This is a genomic window from Ectopseudomonas khazarica (assembly GCF_004521985.1).
GTDB classification, from domain to species: domain Bacteria; phylum Pseudomonadota; class Gammaproteobacteria; order Pseudomonadales; family Pseudomonadaceae; genus Aquipseudomonas; species Aquipseudomonas khazarica.
In genome coordinates this window covers 211,343-236,374 of sequence record NZ_SBHZ01000002.1, presented here as the reverse complement: position 1 = coordinate 236,374, position 25,032 = coordinate 211,343, and the positions used below count along the sequence as shown (strand labels likewise).

At 68.3% G+C, this 25,032-nt stretch carries 22 protein-coding genes; 9 read left to right on the top strand and 13 right to left on the bottom strand.

Features of this window, described 5'->3' with window-relative positions; translation table 11 throughout:
- Positions 1–96 precede the first annotated feature (96 nt).
- Positions 97–906 carry a hypothetical protein gene (locus EPK82_RS02925; protein ID WP_134675734.1) on the top strand — a complete coding sequence of 270 codons (810 nt, stop codon included), beginning with the start codon at positions 97–99 and terminating at the stop codon, positions 904–906.
- A 2-nt stretch (positions 907–908) separates the two neighbouring features.
- Here EPK82_RS02925 and EPK82_RS02920 read toward each other — a convergent pair whose 3' ends face one another.
- Positions 909–1,877: a threonine dehydratase gene (locus EPK82_RS02920; protein ID WP_134675733.1), complete on the bottom strand. Its 969-nt coding sequence runs from the start codon at positions 1,875–1,877 to the stop codon at positions 909–911.
- 80 nt (positions 1,878–1,957) lie between these two features.
- On the opposite strand from EPK82_RS02920, the gene EPK82_RS02915 reads away from it, so the two are divergent.
- A complete protein-coding gene (locus EPK82_RS02915) occupies positions 1,958–3,301 on the top strand; it encodes an aminotransferase-like domain-containing protein (RefSeq protein ID WP_134675732.1) in 1,344 nt (447 codons plus the stop codon).
- On the opposite strand, the gene EPK82_RS02910 is transcribed toward EPK82_RS02915, so the two are convergent.
- Together EPK82_RS02910 and ahr are read right to left on the bottom strand one after the other, a co-directional pair.
- Positions 3,291–3,734: an acetyltransferase gene (locus EPK82_RS02910; RefSeq protein ID WP_134675731.1), complete on the bottom strand. Its 444-nt coding sequence runs from the start codon at positions 3,732–3,734 to the stop codon at positions 3,291–3,293. The two genes, EPK82_RS02915 and EPK82_RS02910, sit on opposite strands and share 11 nt — an antisense overlap.
- A gap of 60 nt (positions 3,735–3,794) precedes the next feature.
- Entirely contained in the window at positions 3,795–4,826 is a 1,032-nt protein-coding gene (gene ahr / locus EPK82_RS02905; protein ID WP_134675730.1) for an NADPH-dependent aldehyde reductase Ahr, read from the bottom strand.
- A gap of 123 nt (positions 4,827–4,949) precedes the next feature.
- Between ahr and EPK82_RS02900 the strand changes: the two genes are divergently transcribed.
- On the top strand, positions 4,950–5,570 hold the full coding sequence (locus EPK82_RS02900) for a pseudouridine synthase (RefSeq protein WP_218952820.1): 621 nt from the start codon (positions 4,950–4,952) through the stop codon (positions 5,568–5,570).
- A gap of 50 nt (positions 5,571–5,620) precedes the next feature.
- On the opposite strand, the gene EPK82_RS02895 is transcribed toward EPK82_RS02900, so the two are convergent.
- From EPK82_RS02895 to EPK82_RS02875, 5 genes are all read right to left on the bottom strand, one after another.
- Positions 5,621–6,013 (bottom strand): globin, encoded by a 393-nt coding sequence (locus EPK82_RS02895; RefSeq protein ID WP_037051667.1) that lies wholly within the window; start codon positions 6,011–6,013, stop codon positions 5,621–5,623.
- A gap of 79 nt (positions 6,014–6,092) precedes the next feature.
- Positions 6,093–6,311 carry a DUF2788 domain-containing protein gene (locus tag EPK82_RS02890; protein WP_037051671.1) on the bottom strand — a complete coding sequence of 73 codons (219 nt, stop codon included), beginning with the start codon at positions 6,309–6,311 and terminating at the stop codon, positions 6,093–6,095.
- A gap of 90 nt (positions 6,312–6,401) precedes the next feature.
- Positions 6,402–6,881, bottom strand: coding sequence for an Lrp/AsnC family transcriptional regulator (locus EPK82_RS02885; RefSeq protein WP_037051675.1), 480 nt, complete (start codon positions 6,879–6,881; stop codon positions 6,402–6,404).
- 341 nt (positions 6,882–7,222) lie between these two features.
- Positions 7,223–8,104 carry a cation diffusion facilitator family transporter gene (locus EPK82_RS02880; protein ID WP_134675729.1) on the bottom strand — a complete coding sequence of 294 codons (882 nt, stop codon included), beginning with the start codon at positions 8,102–8,104 and terminating at the stop codon, positions 7,223–7,225.
- A 4-nt stretch (positions 8,105–8,108) separates the two neighbouring features.
- Positions 8,109–8,528 carry a hypothetical protein gene (locus EPK82_RS02875; protein ID WP_047592185.1) on the bottom strand — a complete coding sequence of 140 codons (420 nt, stop codon included), beginning with the start codon at positions 8,526–8,528 and terminating at the stop codon, positions 8,109–8,111.
- Positions 8,529–8,675: 147 nt separating this feature from the next.
- On the opposite strand from EPK82_RS02875, the gene hrpB reads away from it, so the two are divergent.
- Positions 8,676–11,210 carry an ATP-dependent helicase HrpB gene (hrpB, locus tag EPK82_RS02870; protein WP_134675728.1) on the top strand — a complete coding sequence of 845 codons (2,535 nt, stop codon included), beginning with the start codon at positions 8,676–8,678 and terminating at the stop codon, positions 11,208–11,210.
- A gap of 11 nt (positions 11,211–11,221) precedes the next feature.
- Here hrpB and EPK82_RS02865 read toward each other — a convergent pair whose 3' ends face one another.
- Both EPK82_RS02865 and EPK82_RS02860 read right to left on the bottom strand, forming a co-directional pair.
- Positions 11,222–12,556 (bottom strand): ATP-binding protein, encoded by a 1,335-nt coding sequence (locus tag EPK82_RS02865; protein WP_134675727.1) that lies wholly within the window; start codon positions 12,554–12,556, stop codon positions 11,222–11,224.
- A complete protein-coding gene (locus tag EPK82_RS02860) occupies positions 12,553–13,233 on the bottom strand; it encodes a response regulator (RefSeq protein WP_134675726.1) in 681 nt (226 codons plus the stop codon). The genes EPK82_RS02865 and EPK82_RS02860 overlap by 4 nt, the downstream gene beginning before the upstream one ends.
- 144 nt (positions 13,234–13,377) lie before the next feature.
- Here EPK82_RS02860 and dsbD point away from each other — a divergent pair, with 144 nt between their 5' ends.
- Genes dsbD through dsbG form a run of 3 tightly spaced genes read left to right on the top strand, consistent with a single transcriptional unit; the run spans position 13,378 to position 16,681 of the window.
- Entirely contained in the window at positions 13,378–15,108 is a 1,731-nt protein-coding gene (gene dsbD, locus EPK82_RS02855) for a protein-disulfide reductase DsbD (protein WP_134675725.1), read from the top strand.
- Positions 15,108–15,917 carry a TlpA family protein disulfide reductase gene (locus EPK82_RS02850; RefSeq protein ID WP_134675724.1) on the top strand — a complete coding sequence of 270 codons (810 nt, stop codon included), beginning with the start codon at positions 15,108–15,110 and terminating at the stop codon, positions 15,915–15,917. The genes dsbD and EPK82_RS02850 overlap by 1 nt, the downstream gene beginning before the upstream one ends.
- Positions 15,918–15,919: 2 nt before the next feature.
- Entirely contained in the window at positions 15,920–16,681 is a 762-nt protein-coding gene (gene dsbG / locus EPK82_RS02845) for a thiol:disulfide interchange protein DsbG (protein WP_134675723.1), read from the top strand.
- A 22-nt stretch (positions 16,682–16,703) separates the two neighbouring features.
- Here the strand turns inward: dsbG and EPK82_RS02840 are convergent, their stop codons facing one another.
- The 3 genes from EPK82_RS02840 to EPK82_RS02830 all read right to left on the bottom strand — a co-directional run bounded on the left by EPK82_RS02840 (position 16,704) and on the right by EPK82_RS02830 (position 20,112).
- Positions 16,704–17,723 carry an AraC family transcriptional regulator ligand-binding domain-containing protein gene (locus tag EPK82_RS02840; RefSeq protein WP_037051690.1) on the bottom strand — a complete coding sequence of 340 codons (1,020 nt, stop codon included), beginning with the start codon at positions 17,721–17,723 and terminating at the stop codon, positions 16,704–16,706.
- Between the two features lie 5 nt (positions 17,724–17,728).
- Positions 17,729–18,643 (bottom strand): GGDEF domain-containing protein, encoded by a 915-nt coding sequence (locus tag EPK82_RS02835; RefSeq protein ID WP_037051692.1) that lies wholly within the window; start codon positions 18,641–18,643, stop codon positions 17,729–17,731.
- Between the two features lie 68 nt (positions 18,644–18,711).
- On the bottom strand, positions 18,712–20,112 hold the full coding sequence (locus EPK82_RS02830; protein ID WP_134675722.1) for a purple acid phosphatase family protein: 1,401 nt from the start codon (positions 20,110–20,112) through the stop codon (positions 18,712–18,714).
- A 388-nt stretch (positions 20,113–20,500) separates the two neighbouring features.
- Between EPK82_RS02830 and EPK82_RS02825 the strand changes: the two genes are divergently transcribed.
- Complete coding sequence (locus EPK82_RS02825) at positions 20,501–22,975, top strand: TonB-dependent receptor (RefSeq protein ID WP_134675721.1); 2,475 nt, start codon at positions 20,501–20,503, stop codon at positions 22,973–22,975.
- A gap of 131 nt (positions 22,976–23,106) precedes the next feature.
- Complete coding sequence (locus tag EPK82_RS02820; RefSeq protein ID WP_134675720.1) at positions 23,107–25,017, top strand: phytase; 1,911 nt, start codon at positions 23,107–23,109, stop codon at positions 25,015–25,017.
- Positions 25,018–25,032: the final 15 nt, after the last annotated feature.

Genomic DNA, 25,032 nt, shown 5'->3' with positions numbered 1-25,032 from the left:
TGCGTGGCCTGGCGCACAGTCCGGCCACGCAGTGGCGACGCCGCATCGCGCTTTGCCTTAGACTGACGCGCATCATGGATGAACGAGGCAATACGCATGGAACAGGCGCGTCTGCTGCTCACCGCGTTGTGGGAGCCCTTCAGTTTTCTCAGTCTTTTCCTCTACACCGGCCTGGCCCTGTTGCTCGGCGCGGGCGCCGGCCTGCTGCTGGCGTTCAAGCTGCAGCGCCTGGGCTGGCTGGCACGCAACAAGCGCTGGCACCACTGGCTGCTCAAGCTCTATTTCCTGCTGTTGCCGCTGGCCGGCGGCTTCCTCGGTTTCCAGGGCGGGATGCTGTACGGCAGCCAGCAGCAGATCTACCGCCACCTCGACAGTTATGCGCCACTGGTGCAGACCTTGGCCGACGAGGTCTGGAGCGACTTCCAGGCTTATGTCGAAACCCAGGACGAGCAGGGCCAGCTGGCGGTGCGTGATGTCAGCGTGCAGGCGCTGCTCGATCAACTGGCGATGGACTACCTGCGCAGCGAGCGCCAGGCGGAGGCGGCGCTGCGTGCCGACGCGTCGACCGCCGAGCGGATTGCCCTGGACCTGCTCGACCGTCTGCGCGCCAGCCTGCTGGGCAAGGCCATTGGCGAGCTGGCCGTGGAGAAGACGGCCCGCTACAGCGGGCTCGACGAGAAAGTGCTGACGCAGGTGCTGGATGCGCGTATCGGGCAACTGTTCCAGGCCGACTTCCTGCTCGGCCTGCTCAAGCGGCAGATCGGTCATGTCTTCAAGCCGTTCTACATCGCCCTGCTGATCCAGTTTGGCCTGTTGCTGGCGCTGGTCGCGGCGGAGTGGGGCGTCTCCCGCTGGCTGCGCCAGTTGCCTGCGCGCCAGCCGGCCGAGCCGCTGGCGCAGCTCTGATCTCAGGCTGCGGCGGCCTCGTCGCAGAGCAGCTCCGCGAGCACCGCCCGGTCGATGTTGGCGCCGCTGAGCACCACGGCGACGCGCTGCCCGGCGTTGCGCTCGCGCTCCTGCATCAGCGCGGCCAGGGCGGCGGCACCAGCGCCTTCGGCGAGGTTGTGGGTGTCTTCGTGGTAGCTGCGGATGGCGTCGCGGATCTCGTCGTCGTCGACCCGCACGATGCGCGCTGCGCCGGCACGAATCATGTCCAGCGCCAGCTGCTGCGGTTGGCGACAGGCCATGCCGTCGGCCAGGGTGTCGGCGCGTTCGGTCTGCACCAGACAGCCCTGTTCGAAGCTCTGCGCGTAGGCATCGGCGCCAGTGGCGACCACGCCGACGATCTCGGTGTCGAGGCCGAGCAGGTCGCGGGTGCGGATCATCCCGCAGATGCCCGAGCCGAGGCCGATGGGCACGTAGACCCGACGCAGGTTCGGCACCGCCTCCAGCAGTTCCAGGGCGTAGGTGGCGACGCCGCGCACCAGGTCCTCGTGCAGTGACGGCACCCAGTGCAGGCCGTCGCGCTCGGCCAGGCGTGCCGCCTCGGCGCGGGCCTCATCGAAGTCGCGGCCATGCTCGATCACTTCTGCGCCGAGGGCGCGCATCGCGGCGTTCTTCTCGCGGGCATTGCCGTGCGGCACCAGGATGCGGATCGCCAGTCCCGCCGCGCGGGCAGCCAGCGCCAGGCTCTGGCCATGGTTGCCGCGGGTGGCGGTGACCAGGCCACGGACCTGCGGCTCGCGGCGCAGCAGTGCGTCGATGTAGACCAGGCCGCCGCGCACCTTGAAGGCCGCGGTCGGTGCATGGTTCTCGTGCTTGACCCACACCTCGCAACCGCTGCGCTCGCACAGCAGCGGCCAGCTCAGCTGCGGCGTGGGAGTCATGTGGCGGTGGACCAGTTGGGCGCTCTGGCGCAGTTGGGTGAGGTCGAACATGGCAGGGGCTCCGGGTGACGTTGACTCGGATGCTAGTGCGGCGCATTGTATGGGTAAATATTTATATTGCATGGCAAGCAATGTGGCTCCCTGATCTGCAAGACAGCGCCTTACCCACCTACCTGGCATTGGTCGAGGCCATCGCCACGGCGATCGGTCGTGGCGAACTCAAGCCTGGCGAGCGTCTGCCGCCGCAGCGCCGCCTGGCCTGGACGCTGGGCATCAACCCGAGCACGGTGATGCTCGCTTACCGCGAGGCGGCCCGGCGCCACCTGGTTTCCGGCGAGGTCGGCCGAGGCACCTACGTGCTCACCGGTAGCCGCGAGGCCAGCCTTTTCCGTCTCAAGCAGCCGACCGCAGCCGGGGACCTGATCGACCTGTCGACCAACGTCCCGGTGCATGACCCGGACAACCGCGACCTTTCCACCAGCCTCGCGGCGCTGGCGGCCCGTGGCGAGCTGGATATGCTGCAGACCTACCCCTCGGCGGCACTGGTCGAGCGCGCGCACCTGGCGGGCGCCAGCTGGCTGCGCCGACGCGGCCTGGAGCTGGCACCCGGTGGCCTGCTGCTGTGTGCCGGTGCCCAGCAGGGGGTCTCGGCCGCCCTGCTGGCACTCTGCGAGGCGGGTGAGCCGATTCTGGTGGAGCGCTACACCGCACCTGGGATCAAGGCTGCTGCCCGCCAGCTGCGCCTGCCGCTGCACGGTGTGGCGATGGATCGGCACGGCGTCCTGCCCGATGACCTCGACCGCCAGGCGCGTGCCACGGGGGCGCGCGTGGTGGTGCTCACCCCTTGCCTGCAGAATCCCACCGGCGCCAGCCTGGATGGCGAGCGCCGTGCCGCCATCGCCGAGGTGGCCAGGCAGCGTGGGCTGTGGCTCGTCGAGGATGATGTCTACGGCGTGCTGGGCAGTGAGGCACCTCTGGCGGTGCAACTGCCCGAGCGCTGCCTGCTGATCAGCAGCCTGTCCAAGAGCGTGGCGCCGGGCCTGCGTCTGGGCTTCATCGCCGGAGCGCCGCAGTTGCTCGAGCGTATCGATCGCGAAGCCCAGGCCACGCGCTGGGCGGTGGCGCCGCTGAGCCTGGCGCTGGCCTGTGAATGGATCGAGAGCGGCCTCGCCGAGCAGCGTCTGGCCTGGCAGATCGACGAGATGCAGCAGCGCTGGCGCCTGGCCGCGCGTGTGCTGGGGGCGCGCATGCCGCAGGGCAGGGCGGTGGCACCGCACCTGTGGCTGGACGTCGAGCCGCCCGTTGCGCTGGCCGAGGCCTGTCGGCAGAAGGGCGTGGAGGTGGTGCCCGCCGAGGTGTTCGCGGTCGAGGCCAATCCGGGGCACGCCGTACGCGTGAGCCTTGCCGCTGCGCTCAGCCGGGCGCAGCTCAAGCAGGCGCTGGAGGGGATCTCGGCCGCCTGGCCTATCGGCTGAGGGCCATGTGCAGGATCGGGAACGGCCTGCCGCCGCCATCCAGGCGCGAGCGATCCGTGACCACGAATCCCAGGTGCTGATAGAAGCCAACGGCCTGCGGATTCTGCTCGTTGACGTCGACCCGGGTCGCACCCAGCGCGTCGATGGCATGCTGCATCAGGCGTCTGCCCACGCCCTGGCCGTGGCTGTGCGGATCGACGAAGAGCATCTCCACCCTGTCCTCGGCATGACCGAGGAAGCCAAGTATCCGCCCGGCCTCATCGCGGGCGCAGGTCAGCTGTACGGCGGGGAAATACTGCTCGCGCAGCAGCGGCTTGATCACCTGCAGATCGCTTTCCGGGAGAAAGTGATGGGTGGCACGTACCGCCGCCTCCCAGATCTCCACCAGGGTGGGCAGGTCATCGGGCGTGGGGGTGTCGAGAGTCAGGGGCATGGCGATCGCCGCTCACGGGAAAAACAGGGCGCAGAGCATGCCAGCTCTGCGCCCGTGCTGTCACCGGCTGGCGTCCAGTACCACGCGGTAGCGCGCCTTGCCGCTGCGCAGGTGATCGATGGCGGCGTTCACCTGGCTCATGGGGAAGTGCTCGACCTGCGGCAGAATCTGATGGCGGGCGCAGAACTCGAGCATGCTCGCCATGCTCGATGGCGAGCCCACCGGCGAGCCGGACAGGCTCTTCTGTTGCGGGATCAGGTTGAACACATGCACCGGGATCGCGCTTGGCACGATGCCGACGAAGTGCAGGCGGCCCTTGCCGCGCAGGGTGCCGAGCAGGGCGATCCAGTCGAGGTCGGCGCTGGCCGTGACCAGGAGAAAGTCCAGGCTGCCGGCAATCGCCTTCATCGCCGCGCTGTCGGTCGAGGCCACCACCTTGTGAGCGCCCAGGCGCTTGGCCTCGTCCTGCTTGTTCAGCGACGAGGTGAAGGCCGTCACTTCGCAGCCCCAGGCATTGAGGAAACGCAGCGCCAGGTGGCCAAGGCCGCCGATGCCAACGACGCCGACGCGATCGGTGGGCTTGATGTCGAACTCCAGCAGCGGGCTGAACACCGTGGAGCCGGCGCAGAACAGCGGCCCGACCAGCGCCGGGTCGAGTCCGGCGGGCAGCGGCACCGCCCAGGCCCAGTGCGCACGCAGGCGGTCGGCGAAGCCGCCGTGGCTGCCGACGATGGTCGGCTTCACCGAGCGGCAGAGCTGGTGCGAACCCTCCATGCAGGAGCCGCAGTGCATGCAGCTGCCCTTGTACCAGCCGATGCCGACGCGCTGACCCAGTTCGAGGCCGCGGACCTGCTCGCCGAGGCGCACGATGCGGCCGACCACTTCATGGCCGGGGATGAAGGGGTAGCGGGCATTGCCCCATTCGTTGTCGATCATCGACTGGTCGGAGTGGCAGATGCCGCAGTACTCCACTGCGACCTCGACCTCTTCGGCGCCGAGTGGCCCGGGGTCGTAGCTCAGGCGCTCCAGCGGCGCCTTTGGGGCGGTGGCGGCCCAGCCGGTGAAGGTGGCGAGTTCGGCGCTGTTGCTCATGGACGGCTCCTGAGTGCTGAAGTTGAATCAGCAGCTTAGTCGCTGTGCCAAGCTGTGGAAGCACCATCAGCGCCGCTTATCGTGGGGTACACTGCACGACCCTGTTCCGCTGAAGCCCGTTGCATGTCGCGCCCTCGTCCTCCTGCCAAGTCTCGTCCTGCTGCGCCACGCCGTGTGGCCAAGGCGCCGCCCGCGCAACCGCGCCTGCTGCTGCTGAACAAGCCGTTCGACGTGCTTACCCAGTTCAACGACGACCAGGGGCGCACCACGCTGAAGGATTTCGTCGACCTGCCCGGCGTGTATCCGGCCGGGCGCCTGGATCGAGACAGCGAGGGCCTGCTGCTGCTGACCAATGACGGTCGCCTGCAGGCGCGCATCGCCGATCCCAGGCACAAGCTGCCGAAGACCTACTGGGTGCAGGTGGAGGGTGAACCGAGTGACGAGCAGCTGCAGCAACTGCGCAGCGGCGTGACGCTCAACGATGGCCCGACGCTGCCGGCCGAGGCCCGCCGTCTGGCCGAGCCCGAGCTGTGGCCGCGCAACCCGCCGGTACGTTTTCGCAAGAGCGTGCCGACCGCCTGGCTGGAGTTGGTGATTCGCGAAGGGCGCAATCGCCAGGTGCGACGCATGACTGCCGCTGTCGGCCTGCCCACACTACGGCTGGTGCGCGTGGCCATCGGCCCCTGGCGTCTGGAGGGGCTGCAGCCTGGCCAGTGGCGCGAGGTCGCGGCCAGGCTGGAGTGACACTCAGGCGTTTTGTCGCAGCGCCCGGGTGCCGGCGAACATGATCTGAGTCAATAACCGGCCTTGATCACGGCGATACCTTTGTTCAGCACTTCACGCCAGGCCTGACGCACGTCGGCGTCGCATTCCTTGTCGTGTTCGCTGATGGTCAACAGCAATGCGTCGAGCCACAGGTCGTAGAGTTCGGGGCGGATGTCCAGATGCTGGCGCGAGTGCGACTCGCCGAGGGCGCGCAACTTGGTGTCGGGCATGCCACGGGCGTGCATCACCAGGTTGAGGATGCCTTGGCGCAGTAGCTGTTTCTGCGCGGTCATGTCGGTGTCGACGAACTTCTCGCGGATCAGTGGTGAACTCGCAAGGAAATGGCGGTAGAAGCTGTCGAAGAAATCTGGGCTGGCGCAGCAGCGTCCATAGCTTTGCATCACCAGATTGGCGGCGCTCATGTGAACTCCTTGTTAACAACGGGCCGTTTCTGCTGACGGCTTGGGGTCGGTGAGAAATTGTGTGGGGCGGGCGCCGGCGTCAGCCGTGGATGCCGCGCGCGGTCTCGATGATGTAGGTGATGATCGGCTTGGCCAGGAAGGCGAACAGGCACAGTCCCAGGCCGAGGAACAGAATGGCGGTACCCAGGCGGCCGGCCTTGGACTTCTTGGCCAGGTCCCAGATGATGAAGAACATGAACAGGATCAGTCCGCCCACCAGGACGTACATCATCAGCGCTTCGAATTGTTCGGTTTCCATGGAGCCTCGTGATTCGGATGGAAAACGCGGGGCTGGCATTATACGCGCCCTGATCCAGAGCGCGTCGTGATCCTTTACTCCCTGCGACCTTCAGTCGCGCAGGTGTTGCAGCGGCAGCTGAGTGCTGGAAAGGATCTGCTGCAGCACGAAGCTCGAGCGCACGCTGGACACCCCGTCGATGCGGGTCAGCGTACCCAGTAGCAGCTTCTGATAGTGATCCATGTCCGGCACCACCACCTTGAGCTGGTAGTCGGCATCCATCCCGGTGACCAGGCAGCACTCCAGCACCTCGGGGCACTTGCGGATCTCCTCCTGGAAATGCTCGAAGCGCTCCGGCGTATGCCGGTCCATGCCGATCAGCACGTAGGCGGTCAGGCTCAGGCCGAGTTTCTTGCGATCCAGCAGGGCGACCTGGCCGGTGATGTAGCCATCGTCTTCCAGCTGCTTGACCCGGCGCGAGCAGGGGGAGGGCGACAGGCCGATGCGTTCGGCGAGTTCCTGGTTGGACAGGGCAGCGTTGCGCTGCAATTCGGCGAGAATGTTCAGGTCGTAACGGTCGAGTTTGTCCATTTTTCTACTGGCTCATTATTGGATTGCGATAAATAGTGCTCCTTTAGCTGTAAATTGCGCAATCGATAAGTTTGTAAGCAATCTTAGCAATCTTATTTCGGCGCCATGGGCGTAAGCTTTCTCTCAGTTTCACGGCCCGGACGATAAGTCCTACCGGCATCGCCCAACCAGGTGAGTCGGCGCCGACGGTCCTACCGGATCGCACCGGCACCCGGGTCCGCACTGCCCAACCAGGCGGGCGACGAAAGCGGCGACAACACCGCCAGCACCGGACAGATTTCCCGAGGGGGCCGCGAGGCCCCTTTTTTATTGCCCGCTGTCTGGCAGGGGCTGGTGGGGGATCAGTGCTTGACCACTTCCTGCGGGTCGGCATGCACCAGCACTTCGGCACGCGGGTAGCGCTCGTGGATGGCCTTCTCCACGGCTTCGCAATGCTCATGCGCCTGCGACAGGCTCATCTCGCCGGGAAGCTCCAGGTGCAGCTGGACGAACCAGCGCGTGCCGGAAACGCGGGTGCGCAGGTCATGCGCGCCGAGTACGCCGGGGACGGCGCATGCCAGTTCGTGCATCTGCGTGCTGACGTCGGCGGGCAGCTCCTCGTCCATCAGCACGGCCACCGCGCCGCGAACGATGCTGATGGCGCTCCAGAAGATGTAGAGGGCGATGCCGATGGCGAAGAGGGCGTCCATCTGCAGCCAGCCGAAGCGGGTCAGGAGCAGGGCGACGAGGATGCTGCCGTTGAGCAGGATGTCGGAGCGGTAGTGCAGGGAGTCGGCGTGGATCGCCGTGGAGCCGGTTTCGCGCACCACCTTGCGCTGGAAGGCCAGCAGGCCGATGGTCAGCGCCAGGGCCAGCAGCATCACGGCGATGCCGGCTCCTTCGGCTTCCAGTGGTTGCGGCGCCTGCAGGCGCTCGAGGCCCTGCATGCCGATGAGGATGGCGCTGACGCCGATGAACAGCGCCTGGCCGAGCCCGGCCAGTGCCTCGGCCTTGCCGTGACCGTAGCGATGGTCCTCGTCGGCAGGGCGCAGGGCGAAATGCACGGCGACCAGGTTGATCAGCGAGGCGGCGCTGTCGAGCAGCGAGTCGGTGAGGCCGGCCAGCAGGCTGACCGAGCCACTCAGCCACCAGGCGACGGCCTTGGCCAGCACCAGAGTCAGCGCCACCGCGAGCGCCGCCCGGGTGGCCAGGCGCATCAGCCTGGCGTGCTGCGGATCGTGCATGGACTCAGGCCGCCGGGCGCAGGCCGTAGGCGGCCAGCTGTTCGCTGCTGCCGCTGTGCTGGATCAGGCGCGGGTCGTCCAGCGGCAGCTGGTGGCCGGTGCTGGTTTCGATCAGCGCCTTGAGCGCCAGCGGGTCGACCTGGCCGTCAGCGCCGACCAGTTGCTTGAGCTGTTGCGGGTCGACCTGAGCGGTCTGCCCTTCCGGCAGGTAGATGGCGCCGGTGGCGAAGTCCACGGCGAAGGCGATCAGCCCGGGGATGACGTAGAACAGGATGCCAATGGCGTTGGCGCCGGCGATCACGGGGTCGATCCTGCCCTCGATCTGGCCGCGACGATCCGGGTAGAAGATCGAGCCGCAGGCCGTCAGTTGAGCCAGCAGGGTCGCGGCGACGACGCCAGCGATGACACGGGATTTCGTGCGCATGAGCACCTCCAGAAAAAGTGGCGCAACTATAGCAGTTCGCCATTGCAAAACCGCGACGTGCACGCGGTTGCCAATGAGACCGGTCAGGGCGCCGGCGGTTCGCCATGCCGAGCTGCTCTATAATCGCCGGCTCGCTGTGGAGATATGATGAACACCCTGCCTATCGACGTCCTGTTACCTGCCTTGCGCGCGGCCCTGAGCGACCGCCACGAAGTGGTGCTGGAGGCCCCGCCCGGCGCCGGCAAGACCACCCGCGTACCCCTGGCCCTGCTCGATGCACCCTGGTTGGCCGGGCAGACCATCGTCATGCTCGAACCGCGTCGCCTGGCCGCGCGGGCGGCTGCCGAGCGCCTGGCCAGCGAGCTGGGCGAGCGCGTTGGGGAGACGGTGGGGTATCGCATCCGCCTGGACAGCAAGGTGGGGCCGAACACCCGTATCGAGGTGGTCACCGAAGGTATTCTCGCCCGGCGTCTGCAGGACGATCCGGCGCTGGAAGGCGTCGGCCTGGTGATCTTCGACGAGTTCCACGAACGCAGCCTGGATGCCGACCTGGCCCTGGCGCTGACGCTCAACGGCCGCGCCATGTTCCGTGCGCAAGACAGCGGCGAGGCGCCGCTCAAGGTGCTGCTGATGTCCGCCACGCTGGAGGGCGAGCGCCTGGCCAGCCTGCTGGGCGATGCCCCGGTGCTGCGCAGCGAAGGCCGCATGTTCCCGGTGGATATCCGCTGGGGGGCGCCGTTCCAGGCTGGCGAGTGGATCGAACCCCGGGTGCTGCAGACCGTCCAGCAGGCACTGGCCGACGAGCCCGGCAGCCTGCTGGTGTTCCTGCCCGGGCAGGCGGAGATTCGCCGGGTGGCCGAGCAACTGGGCGAGGTCCTGGCGGGGCGCGACGACATCCTGCTCTGCCCGCTGCATGGCGAGCTGGACCTCGACGCCCAGCGTGCGGCCATCGACCCGGCGCCTGCCGGCAAGCGCAAGGTGGTGCTGGCCACCAACATCGCCGAAACCAGCCTGACCATCGACGGTGTGCGTGTGGTGGTGGACGCCGGTCTGGCGCGCGTCCCGCGCTTCGACCCCGCCAGCGGCATGACCCGCCTCGACACCCAGCGCATTTCCCGTGCCTCCGCCACCCAGCGTGCGGGGCGCGCAGGGCGCTTGCAGCCCGGCGTGTGCTACCGGCTGTGGTCGCAGAGCCAGCACGAACAGCTCAGCGCCTATTCCACGGCGGAAATCCTCCAGGCCGATCTCGCCGGCCTGGCCCTGCAACTGCTGCGCTGGGGCGTGACGCCACAGGAGCTGAGCTGGCTCGACATGCCGCCACAGGCCACCTATGCCCAGGCGCTCGATCTGCTGGGACGGCTCGGCGCCCTGGATGCGCGCGGCGCCTTGAATGCCCACGGGCAGGCCATGGCCGAGTTGCCCAGCCACCCGCGAATCGCCCATCTGCTGCTGCGTGGCCAGGCGTTGGGGCTGGGCGCATTGGCCTGTGACCTGGCGGCGCTGCTGGCGGAACGCGACATCCTGCGCGGTGGCGGCGCCGACCTGCACAGCCGCCTGGCCCTGCTCGGCGGGGAAGGCCGCGTCGCACGTAACGCACAGGGCGCCGTGCAGCGCGCCCGGCAACTGGCCCGGCAGTTCCGCGGGCAGCTCAAGGGGCGGCCGGTGACGCAGGCGGTGAGCGACCCCGATCAGCCGCGCTGGCTTGGTTGCCTGCTGGCGTTCGCCTACCCCGATCGCATCGCCCAGCAGCGGCGTGCCGGTGGCGCCGACTACCGCCTGGCCAATGGCCGCGCTGCGCAGTTCGGCGAGGCCGATGCCCTGATGAAGCACGAATGGCTGGTGGTGGCCGATCTGGGTAGCCGCCAAGGGCAGCGCGAGGAGCGGATCTACCTGGCGGCCGATCTCGACCCGGCATTGTTCGCCGGCGAGCTGGCCGAGCAGGTCGAGGAGCAGGAGGTGCTCGACTGGGACGAGCGCGAAGGTGCGCTGCGTGCCGAGCGCCAGCGCAAGGTCGGCGAGCTGGTGCTGGAGCGCCAGGCCCTGGCCTCGCTCGATGAGTCGGCGCGCTGCCGGGCGCTGGTTGGCCTGGTGCGGCGCAAGGGCCTGGAACTGCTGCCCTGGACGCCCGAGCTGCGCCAATGGCAGGCGCGCGTGGCGCTGCTGCGCGAGCTGGACCTGCAGGCGCAGGGGCAGAGCGAATGGCCGGACCTGGCCGATGCGGCGCTGCTGGCCAGTCTCGATCAGTGGCTGACGCCGTTCCTGGGCAAGGTCAACCGACTCAGCCACTTCGCCAGCCTCGACCTGTCGGCGATCCTGCAGACGCTGCTGCCCTGGCCGCTGCCGCAACGCCTCGACGAGCTGGCCCCGCGCGCGCTGAGCGTGCCGTCCGGTTCGCGCATCGCCATCGACTACACGGAAAACCCGCCGGTACTCGCGGTGCGCCTGCAGGAGCTGTTCGGCCTGGCGGCCACGCCGCGCATCGCAGGCGGTCGCCTGGGCCTCAAGTTGCACCTGCTGTCGCCGGCGCGCCGGCCGGTACAGGTGACCCAGGACCTGGCCAGCTTCTGGGCCAATACCTACCTGGACGTGAAGAAGGACCTGAAGGGGCGCTACCCGAAGCACTACTGGCCGGACGATCCGCTGATCGCCGAACCCACGGCACGTGCCAAGCCGCGCAAGTAAGAGCGCGTCGCTCAGCCGCCTTCGTTGCGCAGCCGGGCCGCGAGGCACACCTCCAGGCCATCGGCATGGGCGATGAACTGCAGGCTGCAGCCGCAGCGTTCGGCGATGGCCTTGACGATGGACAGGCCCAGGCCACTGCCGTCGCTGTCGGCGCTGCGCCAGAAGCGCTCGGTGACGCGTTGCAGGCGCTCGGGGGTGATGCCCGGGCCCTGGTCGCGGATGCTGAAGCGCACGCGACCCTGGCCGTCGCGTGCGATGTGCAGGTCTACCTGGGTGCCTGGCCTCGTGTGCCGGCGGGCGTTCTCCAGCAGGTTGCGCAAAGCAGCGATGGCCAGGGCCGGGGGCATGGCCAGGCACTGCTCGGACAGGTCGTCGGCAACACTCAGTTCTACGGCCGCACCCGGCTTGTGCGTCGCATCGGCGATGGCCTGCTGCGCGATTTCCAGCGGGCGGCATGGCAGGCCTTCATCGAAGGGCAGGTTGCCTTCGACCCGTGCGAGCATCAGTAGCTGTTCGAGTATGCGCTGCAGGTGATCGGCGCCCTGTTCCGCCATGGCGATGGCGATCCGTGCCGGCTCACCCTCGGTCATGGCCGCGACCTGCAGGTGGGTTTTTACCGCAGTCAGCGGGCTGCGCAGTTCGTGGGCGGCATCGTCGGTCAGGCGCCGCTCGCGCTCCAGGGTGGCGCCGATGCGCTGGAACAGCTGGTTCTGTGCCTCCACCAGCGGCGCCAGCTCGGCGGGCAGGTCGGTCAACGGCAGCGGTTCGCTGGCGTTGGCGCTGCGTCCGGCGAGCGCCGCCCGGATTCGCTCCAGCGGCGCCAGGCCCCGCCCCAGGCCGACCCAGAGCAGGGCGAGGCTGCCGAGCAGGGCGACCGCCACCGGCACCGCAGCGGCCAGCAGGATCGAGCGCTGCAGCGTGGCCCGTTCATCCAGGCGGTCGGCGGTGGTGATGCGCAGGTCATCCTGGATCAGGGTGAAGCTGCGCCACAGCTGGTCACCGATGACCTGATCGTGGAAGCCCTGCTGGCTGGCATCGAGCATGTTCTCCGGCGTCGAGTGGCTGCGTGCCAGCACCTCGCCGCGCAGCGAGCTGATCTGGCAGGCCAGGCCATTGGGAATGCCCAGCTGCTCCGCACTCAGGCGGGTGCTGCCGTCCTGGCTGGTGCGCGCCTGCGGCAATTGCACCAGCAGGCCGGCGACCATGCGGGCCGAGGCGGCCAGGCGTTCGTCGAGCGACTGCAGCAGCTGGCTGCGCAGGTCGTAGAGCATCCAGGTGGCGGCCAGTGACCAGAGCAGCACGAAGGCGGCACCGAGGCCGAGGGTCAGACGCAGGCGCAGGCTCATCGGGGCTGCTCCTCGTGGCCGGCGGTGCCGAGCCGGTAGCCCAGGCCGCGCACGGTCTCGACGATGCCGTTGCCGAGCTTGCGGCGCAGGTGATGGATGTGCACGTTGAGGGCATTGCTCTCGACGTCATCGTCCAGGCCGTACACCGAGTCCTTGAGGTGCTCGCCGCTGAGAATCCGCCCCGGATTCTGCAGCAGCGCCTGCAACAGCGCCTGTTCGCGCCGCGACAGGTCGACGGGGACGCCGGCGAGGCTGACGGTGCAGCGGGTCGGGTCGTACTGCAGCGGGCCATGCTCGATCAGGTGCGTGGTCCTGCCGGCTGCGCGGCGCAGCAGGGCATGCAGGCGTGCGGCCAGCTCGCGCAGGTCGAAGGGCTTGGTCAGGTAGTCGTCGGCACCCGCCTGCAGGCCGGCGACACGCTCGGCCACGGCGTCGCGCGCGGTGAGGACCAGCACCGGCAGGGCCAGGCCGTCACGGCGCAGGCGGCGCAGCAGGTTCAGGCCGTCTTCGTCGGGCAGGCCGAGATCGAGGATCAGCAGGTCGAAGTGACTGTGCTGCAACAGGCTTTGCGTCGCCGCCGCGCTGGCGGTGTGAGCGACGGTGAAGCCCTGTGCCTGCAGGCCTGCGATCAGGCCACTGGCGATCAGCGAGTTGTCTTCGGTGAGGAGCACGTGCATGTTCGAAAGGGCGCGAGAAGGGCGAGTCGACAGTATCGCTCATCCCGATTAAGACAGGATTATCGGCGCTGCCCCGGGCACTGTTAATCGCCTGTTAATTGCCCTCTGGCATGCTCGACGCATCCTGGATTTCAAGGTGCCCGCATGCGTGTCGTCATCCTTCTGCTGAGCCTGTTCTGCTCCTCCGTGTTCGCCGCACTGCCGTTCGACGGCCCGCGCGCGGACGAGGAATTCCTGCCTGTCGATCAGGCGTTCGTGTTCGATGTGCAGCAGCAGGATGGGGGCGCAACGACACTGAGCTGGGACATCGCGCCAGGCTATTACCTGTATCGGCAGCGCCTGAAGTTCATCGGTCTGGCGGACGCGCATGCCCCTGAACTGCCCACGGGGCTGGCGCATGAGGACGAGTACTTCGGCGCCTCGCAGATCTACCGTGAGCGTCTGCAACTGAGCCTGCCGGCCGAGGCCCGTGGGCGTATCGAGGTGCAGTGGCAGGGCTGTGCCGATGCCGGCCTGTGCTACCCGCCGCAGAGCCGCACCCTCGACCTTGGCGGTGGCGGCGCCATCAACGTCGCCCAGGCCGACGACCTGGCGCTGCTCGACGGCCTGCAGCAGCAGGCGCTGTGGCTGAGCATGGCGGTGTTCTTCGGCCTCGGCCTGTTGCTGGCGTTCACCCCCTGTTCGTTGCCGATGCTGCCGATTCTGGCCGGCATCGTGGTGGGCAGCCGGGCTTCGCCGGCGCGTGGTTTCGCCCTGGCAGGCAGCTATGCGCTGAGCATGGCGCTGGTCTACGCCCTGCTTGGCGTCGTCGCCGCGCTGCTCGGGGCGAACCTGCAGAGCCTGTTGCAACAGCCCTGGCTGATCGCCTCGTTCGCGGCGCTGTTCGTGGTGCTGGCGTTGCCGATGTTCGGCTTCTTCGAGCTGCAGCTGCCTGCCGCGCTGCGTGACCGCCTGGAGCGGGCCGGGCGTGGGCGCGAGGGCGGCAGCCTGCTTGGCGCCGGGTTGCTCGGGGTGCTTTCCGGGCTGCTGGTCGGGCCGTGCATGACCGCGCCACTGGCGGCTGCGCTGCTGTTCATCGGGCAGAGCGGTGATCTGTTGCAGGGTGGCCTGGTGCTGTTCGCCCTCGGCCTGGGTATCGGTACGCCGCTGGTGTTGCTGGTGACGCTCGGCCAGCGTTTCCTGCCCCGTCCCGGGCCGTGGATGGCGCGGGTCAAGGCGGTGTTCGGGTTTCTCTTCCTGGGCACCGCGCTGTACCTGCTGCAACCGCTGCTGGGCGAATCCACCTGGCTGGCGCTGAGTGGTGCCTGGCTGGTGCTGGCGGCCAGCAGCCTGTTGCACCTGGCGGGGCAGCTGCAGCGGCAGCGTGCGCTGGCCCACGCCGGCGCCGCGCTGCTGGGCCTGTGGGGCGTGGCGATGGTGCTCGGGGCAGCGGGCGGTGGGCATGACCCGATGCGGCCGCTGGGGGTGTTCAGCGCCGTGGCGGCGCCGCAGACCGAGGCGCGCAGCACGGGTTTCGTCGACGTGCACGAGCCCGAGCATCTGCAGCGTGAACTGGAGGCGGCGAAGGCCAGTGGGCAGTGGGTGCTGGTGGACTACTACGCCGACTGGTGCGTGTCGTGCAAGGTCATGGAGCGCGAGGTCTTCGGCAATGCCGAGGTTCAGGCGCGCCTGGCGCAGGCGCGTAAACTGCGACTGGACGTCACCGCGCCGGGCGCCGCGAGCAATCAGCTGCTCGGCCGCTATCGCGTGCTGGGGCCGCCGACGCTGCTGCTGATCGGCCCGGACGGCGCGGAGCGACGCCAGCAGCGCATCACCGGCGAGGTCGATGCCCGGCAGTTCATCCAGGTATGGGACAGTGCGATGGAGCGTGGCTGATGTTGACGATGGATGTAGGACCGCTGGCGCTCGGCGTCGGCCATGTGTTGCTGCTGGTCAGCCTGCTGCTGGCCACGCTGGTCGGCTGGTGGCTGGGGCGCAAGCGCCAGGTCAACCCGGAGGCGCTGATCTTCCGTTTGTTGCTGGCGGCCCTGCTGGGCGCACGCCTGGCGTTCGTCGCCCTGTATGCCGGGCACTACCGGGATGCGCCCTGGCGGGTGATCGATATCCGCGACGGCGGCTTCATCGCCTGGGGCGGTCTGCTGGCCGCCGCCCTGCTCGGGGGCTGGTACCTGTGGCGCCGGCCAGAGCTGCGCACCGCGCTGGGCGCCGGCATGGCCACCGGGCTGCTGGTGTGGGGCATGGGCAGCCTGGTGCTGCATACCCTGGAGCGTGGCACCCGTCTGCCGGACCTGGCCCTGCGCGATGTCCAGGGCCGCTCGGTGATGCTGCGCGAGCATCTGGGGCAGCCAATGGTGATCAATCTCTGGGCCACCTGGTGCCCGCCCTGCCGCCGCGAGATGCCGGTGCTGGCCGAAGCGCAGCGCCTGTATCCGCAGGTGACCTTCGTGTTCGCCAACCAGGGCGAGGGTGCTGGTGAGGTCCGCACCTTTCTCGCCAGCCAGACGCTGCAACTGGACAACGTGCTGCTCGACAGCGGCGGGCGCCTGGGGCAACTGGTCGGTTCGCGAGCGTTGCCCACCACCCTGTTCTACGACGCCGAGGGCCGCCAGGTCGGCAGCCATCTCGGCGAACTGTCCAGCGCCAGCCTGGCGCGGGCACTGGAATCCCTGAAAACGGACGAATGATCATGCAACCAATCAAGTCTCTAGTTCTGCTCGCCACGCTGCTGGCGCCGTTGGCGCAGGCCGCCGAGCTGCCCGCCGCGATCAAGGCCGTCGAAGGCCGTGGGGCCAAGGTGGTCGGCACCTTCGAGGCCCCCGGCGGGCTGCAGGGCTATGCCGCCCGCTACAACGGTCAGGGGCTGGCGCTGTACCTGACGCCGGATGGCGAGCACGTGCTGATCGGCACGCTGCTCGATGCCAAGGGCGCCGACCTGACGGCGGAGCCGCTGGAGCGCCTGGTCTACAAGCCGCTGGGCGAGGAAATGTGGCAGCGCTTGCAGAGCAGCACCTGGATCGCCGATGGCGACGACAAGGCCAGCCGGGTGGTCTACGTGTTTTCCGACCCCAACTGCCCGTACTGCAACCTGTTCTGGCGCCAGGCGCGGCCCTGGGTCGAGGCCGGGCGGGTGCAGTTGCGCCATGTCATGGTCGGCATGCTGCGCGCCGACAGTCCGGGAAAGGCCGCGGCGCTGCTCGCGGCGCAGGATCCGCGTCAGGCGCTCGGCGAGCATGAGGCGGCCGGGCGCGAGAGCAAGCTGCAGGCAGTGGCGAAGATTCCCGGCGCGATCGCGGCCCAGCTCGACGCCAACCTGGCGCTGATGGGCGAGATGGGTGGCGAGGCGACGCCGGCCATCTACTACCTCGACGAGCGGAGCCGCCTGCAGCAGCACAAGGGGGCGCCACGCCCGGACAGCCTGGAAGCCATCATGGGCTCGGCGAAACCCTGAGGCGCGGGCGCAGTGGCCGCTGTCAACGGCACAGCAGGCCACCCAGCTCGCTCGGCACGCGGCCGGTCCAGCGCTTGAACGAGCGGCGGAAGTTGGTGATGTCGTTGAAGCCCAGGCGCTGCGCCACCTCGTCGTTGCTGCAGCCCTTGACCTGGTAGAGGTACAGCGCCAGTTCGCAGCGGGCCCGGTCGAGCCGCTCCTGGAAATGACTGCCGTGCTTGCTCAGCTTGCGCTTGAGGGTCGCCGGGCTGGTGGCGAAGGCCTCGGCCACTCGCTCCAGGCTCAGCGGCTGGTGGATATGGGCGCTGAGGTGGGCGTGCAGCTCGTCGAGCAGGCTGCCCTGCCAGCCCCATTGCGCGAGCTGCTGGTCACACTGCTGGCGGGCGATGTGCGCGCCGGTGGCACCGGCGTGCGGCCAGGGGCGCAGCAGGTACTCGCGGGGCAGGCTCATGACTGTCGATGGGCGATCGAAGCTCAGTTCGTCGCTGAGATGCACCCAGTACTGCTCGACATGGCGTGGTTCGGCGTAGGCGAACTGCAGACGCCAGGGCAGGCGTTCGTGTTGCTGGCGGCGGGCCAGGGCGACCACCGCGGTCATGCTCGCCTCCAGCAGAAAGGGCAGCTGCTCGGCGGCGCCGCAGCTGTCGCGCCAGTACAGGTGCAGGTACTGCTCGTCGAGGTGCAGCACCGGCGTCAGCAGGGGCGAGAGCAGGGCACGGTAGCGGCCGAGGTCCTGCAGCGCCTGCAGCAGGTTGTCGGCCTGCTCCAGCAACTGGCTGGCGGCGCCATAGTGGCCGGGCCACAGGCGCTGGCCGAACAGGAAGCTGCTGTCCGGCGCGTCCAGCAGGCGCCTGGCGTTGGCGATCAGGCGCAGGAACTGCGCGGGGCTGACCCGTGCCCGGCCGGTGACGATGTCCTCGTAGAACAGCTCGCAGCCCCGCAGCAGGTGATGGGTATCGATGCCCCGTGAACGTGCCAGGTCGATCAGCACGGCGGGCAGATCATGAGCGGCGATGAAGCGACTGTCGCACTCGTAGCCCATGGCGCTCACGCACTGTGTGCCAGACGCGGTTTGGCCCGCGCCAGCGTCAGGTTGAGGCGCTTGAGCAGTTGCTCCTCGTCATCGTCGAGGGCCATGACCGCGGCCACGGTGGCCCGCAGTTGCAGGCGTTCGCCATGGCGCTGGCTGCGATGGGCGAGGCTGGCGATGCTCTGGCGCAACTCGGCGGCGATGCTCAGTGCCTGCTGTTCGCCGGTGTTCGGCAGCACGGCGACGAAACGGTCGCCGGCCAGGCGGCAGAGCATGTCCTGCTGGCGCAGGTTGAACAGCAGCAACTGGGCCACCACCTGCAGCACCTGGTCGCCTTCGGCCTGGCCGTAGCGCTGGTTGACCAGGCTGAAATCGTCGAGGTCGATGGCCACCAGCGACAGCGGCTGATGCTCCGCGCGCGCCTGTTGCAGCGCCTGTTGCAGATGCTGGCGCAGGTACTGGGCGCCGGACAGCGGGGTGAGCTTGTCGAACAGGCGATGGTCGCGCTGCAGGTGTTCGCGCTTGCGCATCTGCGCGCTGATGGCGCGCTGTTCCTGCTGCAGGTGGTACATGCCTAGCGTCAGCAGCAGCATGCCGAGCGGCATCGGCGCGGTCTCCAGCCAGTTGTCCCAGACCGTCTCCTGCGGCAGGCGGATGAACTCGTCGAGGCTGTCCATCCACATCGAGAAGGCGATGCAGCACAGGCCCAGCGACAGCAGGCGGGTGACCCAGCCGGCCGGGCGGCCACTCAGCAGCATGATCAGCCAGCCGCAGAGAATCAGGCAGGTGCCGCCTTCGCCGGCCACGTCCATCCAGTTGATCTCGGCCCAGGACTTGATCTCGCCCGCACCGAGGTAGAGCAGCAGTCCGGCGTTGGCCGCCAGCAGCAGGCCGGCCAGGGTCAGGCCATGCAGTTTCAGCAGTGCTTTCATGGTCGATTCTCCCGGCAATGTCCGTCCGTGGCCGAGCATGCCGGAGGCAGGTCTCATTTCGATGACAGTCATTTGTCCCTCGCGCTGCAGGGCAGGCCGTCCGGGCCTGCGTTCCGGGTGCAGTAGCGCTCGGTTGGGGTAGCCAGGTCGGGCTCGTGCAGGGTCTTGTGGCCGCTGGCGTCGCGCTGGATGTCGAAGGCGTCGTAGAGCCGGTCGTCGGCGCTGTAGGCCCTGACGCTCAGGCGGTTCTGCGCCACGCTGATGGTCTGGTACAGCTGGGTGTCCTCGGCGCTGCGGTCCGGCTGGCTGTGGGCGCGATCGTTGAGGCCATACATCTTCGAGCCGGTCACCGAGACCATGTACACCGGGCCGATGGCCTGCTGGCTGCGCAGGGCCTGGCGCGTGGCGGCGCGGCCGGCGACATGGGTCAGGCGGCTGTAGCAGTGGTCGTGGCCCTGCAGCACCAGATCGACGCCATGGCGTTCGAACAGGGGTTGCCAGGCGGCCTTGAGTGGCTCGCTGTCCTCGGGGCGGGCGCAGGTGTAGATCGGTTGGTGCATGACCACGATGTTCCAGCGCGCCTGGCTGCTCTGCAGTGCGTTCTCCAGCCAGCGGGTCTGGGCCTCCAGGGTGCCGAGGTCGAGTGCCGAGGTGCCGTCCAGCACCACGAAGCGTACGCCCTGGTAGTCGCTGACGTAGCTGGTCTCGGTCACGCCCTCGGCGCCGTTGCGTGGCAGGGCGAACTGGGCGGGGAAGTGCGCGCCGAGCGTGCGACTCTCGCTGCCGTCGGGCAGCAGGTCGTCGAGGTATTCGTGATTGCCGACGGCGACCAGTTGCGGGATGGCGGCGTAGGCCCAAGCGCCCGCCTGGTTCCACTCGCCCCATTCGTCGTCATGGGCGAGGTCGTCGCGCGAGGCCACCAGGTCACCGGCATGCACCACCAGCGCCGGGCGGGCGACGCTGCGCAGGGCCTGACGAATGCTGCGTGAGGCGACCTCGAGGATGCCGTTCTGGGTATCGCCCAGGTAGATGAAGCTGAAGGGAGCGAAGGTCCGGCTGGCGGTGCGGAACTGATGCCACTCGCTCCAGCCTGCGCTGCCTTGCACCCGGTAGGCATAGGCGGTATCCGGGCTGAGGCCGTCCAGGCGTACCTGATGGTAGAGCGACGGGCCGTTCTCGGCGTCCAGGCGGCGACTGCTGCCACTGAGCTGGCGGGCCTTGGCCACCACCTGCGGGCCGGCCAGGGCCGGACCGAACTCCAGCACGGCTCTGTCCTGGCGCAGGTCGGTACGAAAGCTCACGGCCATCTGCGTGGCGGCGTCGGCGCCGGGCGTCAGCACGATGCGGTCCGCCAGGTTGCCGGCGGCATAGGGTTGGCCTGGCGAGCGTGGCAGCGGCGGCTCGGCATGGGTCAGGGGGCTGCTCAGGGCGGTGGCCAGCAGCGTGGCCAGCAGCAGGGGGCGATGCATGTGCGGTTTCCTTGGCTGATCCGGAAGTGCGTTCGGCGCCAAGGAAACAAAGGCGCATGACGGTTCGGTTACCGCGCCGGGGGTCGATTCGGCTCAGGTGAAAGGTGCCGTGCAGGGCGATTTTTTCAGCCTGGATTAAGCCGGTGCGGGGTCGTGGGCGCAGTGGCGCCGCTGTCCACCCGGCACTGGCCGCTCCGATTCCCGCGCAGAGCCTCGGTCAACGCGGCATGGCCGGGTCATTTCAGCTCAGAACCCCCGTGAAACCACCACGAAACAGGCTTTCAGGGGCTGCTCCGGCAGGGGCTGTCACGCAAGTGCCACAAAGCATTCCTAGCTTTCGCTGCCATCGCCTGGTGTCGCCAGGGGCCATTGAAACGAGGGATTCAAGGTGGCAAAGCCATTTCGTCATATCCGCACAGCGGGATTCAACGTCAGCCTGCTGGCCATCGCCATCAGTGCCACACCGGTCTGGGCCGAGGAGGCGGTCGAGCGCGTCGAGGTGATCGGCCAGGCGGCGAGCATCGACAAGGCGCTGCAGGAACAGAAGAGCGCCGACAGCATCAAGAGCGTGGTGCATGCTGACGGCGTCGGCCAGTTGCCTGACGACAACGCGGCCGAGGCCCTGCAGCGCATTCCGGGGCTGTCGGTGGAGCGCGACCAGGGCGAAGGGCGTTTCGTCAGCGTGCGCGGCATCGCGCCGGACCTCAACAGCGTGACCATCAACGGCACCCTGGTGCCGGCCCCGGAGGGCGACCGCCGTGCGGTGGCGCTGGACGTGCTGCCGGCGGAGCTGGTGCAGTCGTTGTCGGTGGTCAAGAGCCTGACGCCGGACATGGACGCCAACTCCCTGGGCGGCACCATCGAGGTGGAGAGCCTCTCGGCCTTCGACCACGACGGCCTGTTCTACACCCTCTCCGGCGAGGCCAGCCACGACACCAACGTGGACAAGACCAGCCCCAAGTTCTCCGGCGCCATCAGCGATCGCTTCAGCCTGGGTGAGGGCACCGACAACTTTGGCGTGGCCGCGGCATTCAGCTGGCAGAAGCGCAAGTTCGGCTCGGAGAACGTGGAGACCGGCGGCGCCTGGGATTTCGACGATGGTGCGCGGCTGGAAGAGGTCGAGCAGCGTGACTACCAGATCACCCGCGAGCGCACCGGCTTCGGCCTGAACTTCGACTATCAGCCGGACGACTATTCCAACTATTACCTGCGCACCCTGTACAGCAAGTTCAAGGACACCGAGACGCGCAATGCCGCCGGCATCGAGTTCGACGACGCGCAGCTGTCCGGTGAGCGTGGCGATGGCGAAGGCTGGCGCGAGCTGAAGTCGCGTGAAGACACCCAGGAAATCCAGTCCTACGTGTTCGGCGGCGAGCGCATGATCGACCTGTGGACCATCAGCGGCCAGGCCGGCTACAGCCAGTCCACCGAGAAGGACCCGGGCGGCATCGCCGGCGCCAAGTTCGTCGGCGACTTCACCGGCATCGGTTTCGATGGCACGCGCAAGCCGCACCTCGTTGCCGGGGGCGCGTTCTACGATCCGACCGCCTTCGAACTCGACGAGGTGGAGTGGGAGAAAGTCAGCGGCAAAGACAAGGAAAAGAACATCCGCCTCGACCTGGCCCGTGACTACGACCTGGCTGGCAACGCCGCGCAGGTGAAGTTCGGTGGCAAGCTCAGCCGGCGCGACAAGACCAGCGATACCGAGGTCTGGGTCTACGACGATTTCACCGGCGTCGGGCTCGACGGCTTGCAGAGCGGCAGCGTCGACTACTCGCTGGGCCGCTTCGGCAACGGCATCAGCGCCGGTGCCATCAAGGGCCTGATCGGCGGGCTGGATCGCAGCCAGTTCTACGACGAGGAGAACTCGCGCATCAACGACTTCGACATGCGCGAGGACATCAACGCGGCCTACCTGATGAACACCCTGGATGTGGACGACTGGCGCTTCATCGCCGGCCTGCGCTACGAGGGCACCGAGTTCGAGGCCAAGGGCACCGGCCTGCGCGATGGCGTGTACGAGGACAGCCAGAGCCGCAACCGCTACGACCACTGGCTGCCGGGCCTGCATGCGCGCTACCAGCTGTCGCCGTCCACCGCGATCCGCGCCGCCTGGACCAACAGCGTGGTGCGCCCGACCTTCGGCCAGCTGGCGCCGGGCTTCGCCATCGACGGCGCGGACGCCTCCTTCGGCAATCCCGATCTCAAGCCGCTGGAGTCGATGAACCTCGACCTCGGCATCGAGCACTACATGGGGCGTGCCGGTGTGGTCTCGGGCTTCCTGTTCTACAAGGACATCGACAACTTCATCTACAACACCGACCTGGCCGGCAGCGGCGAGTGGATCGGCTTCGACGAGGCGCTGACCTTCGACAACGGCAGCAGCGCCAAGCTGTTTGGCGTCGAACTGGCCTACTCGCAGAAGTTCGACTGGCTGCCGGCGCCGTGGAACGGCCTGCTGCTGGGCGCCAACCTGACCCTCAGCCAGTCCGACGCGAGCATCGAAGGCCAGGGTGCCAAGCGCTCCATCGACCTGCCCAACCAGTCCGACACCGTCGGCAACTTCATGCTCGGCTGGGAGGACGAGCGCTTCAACCTGCGCCTGGCCGCCAACTACAAGTCCAGCTACCTGTACGAGATCGGTGCGGTGGAGGACAAGCGCCACGACCTGTACGTCGACGACCAGGTGTTCGTCGACATCAAGGCCGGCTACTTCATCACCCCCGAACTGCAGCTGACGCTCGAGGCGCAGAACATCACCGACGAGTCCTACTACGTCTACACCGGCAGCCGCCGCTACAACGCCCAGTACGAGGAGTACGGCCCGACCTACAAGATCGGCCTGACCCTGACCCATTTCTGAGCGCTGCGTGTTTCAGGGTGGACAACGCGTTTTCGTCCACCGGAAGGCGCTCGCCACACCGACATCTTCAATGGCCTGGCCCGTCGCCACTCGGCGGCAGCGGGCCGGGCCACCGTTACCAGGAACTCTTCATGCGTTTTTCCAACCTGTCCCTGCTGGGGCTCTGCATCATCCTGGCCGCGTGCCAGAGCCATGAGCCGCAAGAGGCCGTCTCGGCCGCGCCGAACGTCGTGCTCAGCGACGCGCTGATCGCCAGCGAAAACACCCAGTGGCTGGCACCGCTGCCCTTTCTGCCGGGGGCCGAGCGCCTGCAGGTCGGCGCCCGCAGCCTGCAGGTCGTCGACGCCGACGGCCAGGTGCTGAGCGAGCTGGCGGGGCGTTTCGCTACCCTCGACCAGCGTGCCGACGAGCGTGGCGTGCTGGTCGCCACGCTCGACAAGCGGCGTCAGCAGGCCCTGCTGGCGCGCCTCGACGACGCGCAGCAGTGGAGCGCGCCGCACTACCTGCCGAAGACCCGCTTCGCCATCGAAGGGCTGTGCCTGTATCGCGACGAAGCGCGCAACGACTTCCTCTTCCTGGTCGGCGAGGAGGGCATCGGCGAACAGTGGCTGGTGGCCGAGCACGGCCGACCGCTGGCGCAGGCACAGCGGGTGCGGGCGCTGAGCCTGCCGCCGCAGAGCAGCTTCTGCCAGGTCGATGACAGCTCCGCCAGCCTCTACGTCAACGAGGAAGGCGTGGGCCTGTGGCGCTACTCCGCCGCTGCCGAGGCGCCGCTGCTGCGTGAGCCGGTGGAGCTGGTCGCGCCCTTCGGCGAGCTGCAGGACGCCGGCGGCATGGCAGTGCTGCCCGATGCCCTGCTGCTACTGGATCCGGCCGCCGCCAACCTGCACCTGTTCCAGCGCCACGCCGCACAGTGGCAGCGTGCCGCTGTACTGAACCTGGCCGGGCTGGACGAGCCGGAGCAGGTCAGTGCCCGGCGCACGGCGCAGGGGCTCGAGCTGCTGCTGGTGGCCGACGATGGCGCCCGTCGCGCCGCGCTGAACTGGCAGCCCGAGAGCGCTGAAGCGCCGCCGGCGGTGCCGGTGGTCACCCCCCTGGTGCAGAGCGAGGTCGCGCCGAGCCTGGGCGATGCGGCGGACGACCCGGCGATCTGGGTCAATCACGCACAGCCCGAGCGCAGCCGCGTGCTGGGCACCGACAAGCAGGGCGGTCTGCTGGTCTATGACCTGGCCGGCAGGCAACTGCAGGACCTGCGCGTCGGCCGGCTGAACAACGTTGACGTGCGCAACGGCTTCCAGCTGGGCGCGCGCCGGGTCGACCTGGCGGTGGCCAGCAACCGCGATCACAACAGCCTGCAGCTGTTCGCCATCGACCCCGCCAGCGGTGAACTCGGCGAGATTGGCCAGATCCCCACGCCACTGCGGGAGATCTATGGCTTGTGTCTGTTCAAGGATCGCCAGGAGACCATTCACGCCATCGTCAACGACAAGGACGGCAGCTTCCTGCAGTACCGCCTGAGCGGTGCCGGCGGCAAGGCCAGCGGCCAGCTGGTGCGTCGCTTCCGCACCGCGACCCAGCCGGAAGGCTGCGTGGCGGACGACCGCAACGAGCGCCTGTACATCGGCGAGGAGGACGTGGCGGTGTGGACGCTCGATGCCCGTGCCGACGCCCCGGCCGAGCTGGAGCAGGTCATCGCCGTGGGCGGCCCGCTCGAAGACGACATCGAGGGCTTGGCCCTCTATCAGGGGCGGCAGCGTGACTACCTGCTGATCTCCAGCCAGGGCAACGACAGCTATGTGGTGGTCGAGGCGCAGGCGCCCTACAGGCTGCGCGGCAGCCTGCGCATCGGCCTGAACGCCGAACGCGGCATCGACGGGGCTTCGGAGACCGATGGTCTGGAGGTGACTTCAGCCAACCTCGGCGGCCCCTGGAGCGCTGGCCTGCTGGTGGTGCAGGACGGCCGCAAGCGCATGCCCGAGGGTAACCAGAACTACAAGTACGTGCCCTGGACGGCGATCGCCGCCGCGCTGGGCCTGGAATGAGACGGCTGGCGTCAC

Excerpts from the sequence above, each read along its gene's own strand:
- EPK82_RS02925 (WP_134675734.1), top strand. The coding sequence starts at position 97 with ATGGAACAGGCGCGTCTGCTGCTCACCGCGTTGTGGGAGCCCTTCAGT.
- EPK82_RS02920 (WP_134675733.1), bottom strand. The coding sequence starts at position 1,877 with ATGTTCGACCTCACCCAACTGCGCCAGAGCGCCCAACTGGTCCACCGC.
- EPK82_RS02915 (WP_134675732.1), top strand. The coding sequence starts at position 1,958 with ATGTGGCTCCCTGATCTGCAAGACAGCGCCTTACCCACCTACCTGGCA.
- EPK82_RS02910 (WP_134675731.1), bottom strand. The coding sequence starts at position 3,734 with ATGCCCCTGACTCTCGACACCCCCACGCCCGATGACCTGCCCACCCTG.
- ahr (WP_134675730.1), bottom strand. The coding sequence starts at position 4,826 with ATGAGCAACAGCGCCGAACTCGCCACCTTCACCGGCTGGGCCGCCACC.
- EPK82_RS02900 (WP_218952820.1), top strand. The coding sequence starts at position 4,950 with ATGTCGCGCCCTCGTCCTCCTGCCAAGTCTCGTCCTGCTGCGCCACGC.
- EPK82_RS02895 (WP_037051667.1), bottom strand. The coding sequence starts at position 6,013 with ATGAGCGCCGCCAATCTGGTGATGCAAAGCTATGGACGCTGCTGCGCC.
- EPK82_RS02890 (WP_037051671.1), bottom strand. The coding sequence starts at position 6,311 with ATGGAAACCGAACAATTCGAAGCGCTGATGATGTACGTCCTGGTGGGC.
- EPK82_RS02885 (WP_037051675.1), bottom strand. The coding sequence starts at position 6,881 with ATGGACAAACTCGACCGTTACGACCTGAACATTCTCGCCGAATTGCAG.
- EPK82_RS02880 (WP_134675729.1), bottom strand. The coding sequence starts at position 8,104 with ATGCACGATCCGCAGCACGCCAGGCTGATGCGCCTGGCCACCCGGGCG.
- EPK82_RS02875 (WP_047592185.1), bottom strand. The coding sequence starts at position 8,528 with ATGCGCACGAAATCCCGTGTCATCGCTGGCGTCGTCGCCGCGACCCTG.
- hrpB (WP_134675728.1), top strand. The coding sequence starts at position 8,676 with ATGAACACCCTGCCTATCGACGTCCTGTTACCTGCCTTGCGCGCGGCC.
- EPK82_RS02865 (WP_134675727.1), bottom strand. The coding sequence starts at position 12,556 with ATGAGCCTGCGCCTGCGTCTGACCCTCGGCCTCGGTGCCGCCTTCGTG.
- EPK82_RS02860 (WP_134675726.1), bottom strand. The coding sequence starts at position 13,233 with ATGCACGTGCTCCTCACCGAAGACAACTCGCTGATCGCCAGTGGCCTG.
- dsbD (WP_134675725.1), top strand. The coding sequence starts at position 13,378 with ATGCGTGTCGTCATCCTTCTGCTGAGCCTGTTCTGCTCCTCCGTGTTC.
- EPK82_RS02850 (WP_134675724.1), top strand. The coding sequence starts at position 15,108 with ATGTTGACGATGGATGTAGGACCGCTGGCGCTCGGCGTCGGCCATGTG.
- dsbG (WP_134675723.1), top strand. The coding sequence starts at position 15,920 with ATGCAACCAATCAAGTCTCTAGTTCTGCTCGCCACGCTGCTGGCGCCG.
- EPK82_RS02840 (WP_037051690.1), bottom strand. The coding sequence starts at position 17,723 with ATGGGCTACGAGTGCGACAGTCGCTTCATCGCCGCTCATGATCTGCCC.
- EPK82_RS02835 (WP_037051692.1), bottom strand. The coding sequence starts at position 18,643 with ATGAAAGCACTGCTGAAACTGCATGGCCTGACCCTGGCCGGCCTGCTG.
- EPK82_RS02830 (WP_134675722.1), bottom strand. The coding sequence starts at position 20,112 with ATGCATCGCCCCCTGCTGCTGGCCACGCTGCTGGCCACCGCCCTGAGC.
- EPK82_RS02820 (WP_134675720.1), top strand. The coding sequence starts at position 23,107 with ATGCGTTTTTCCAACCTGTCCCTGCTGGGGCTCTGCATCATCCTGGCC.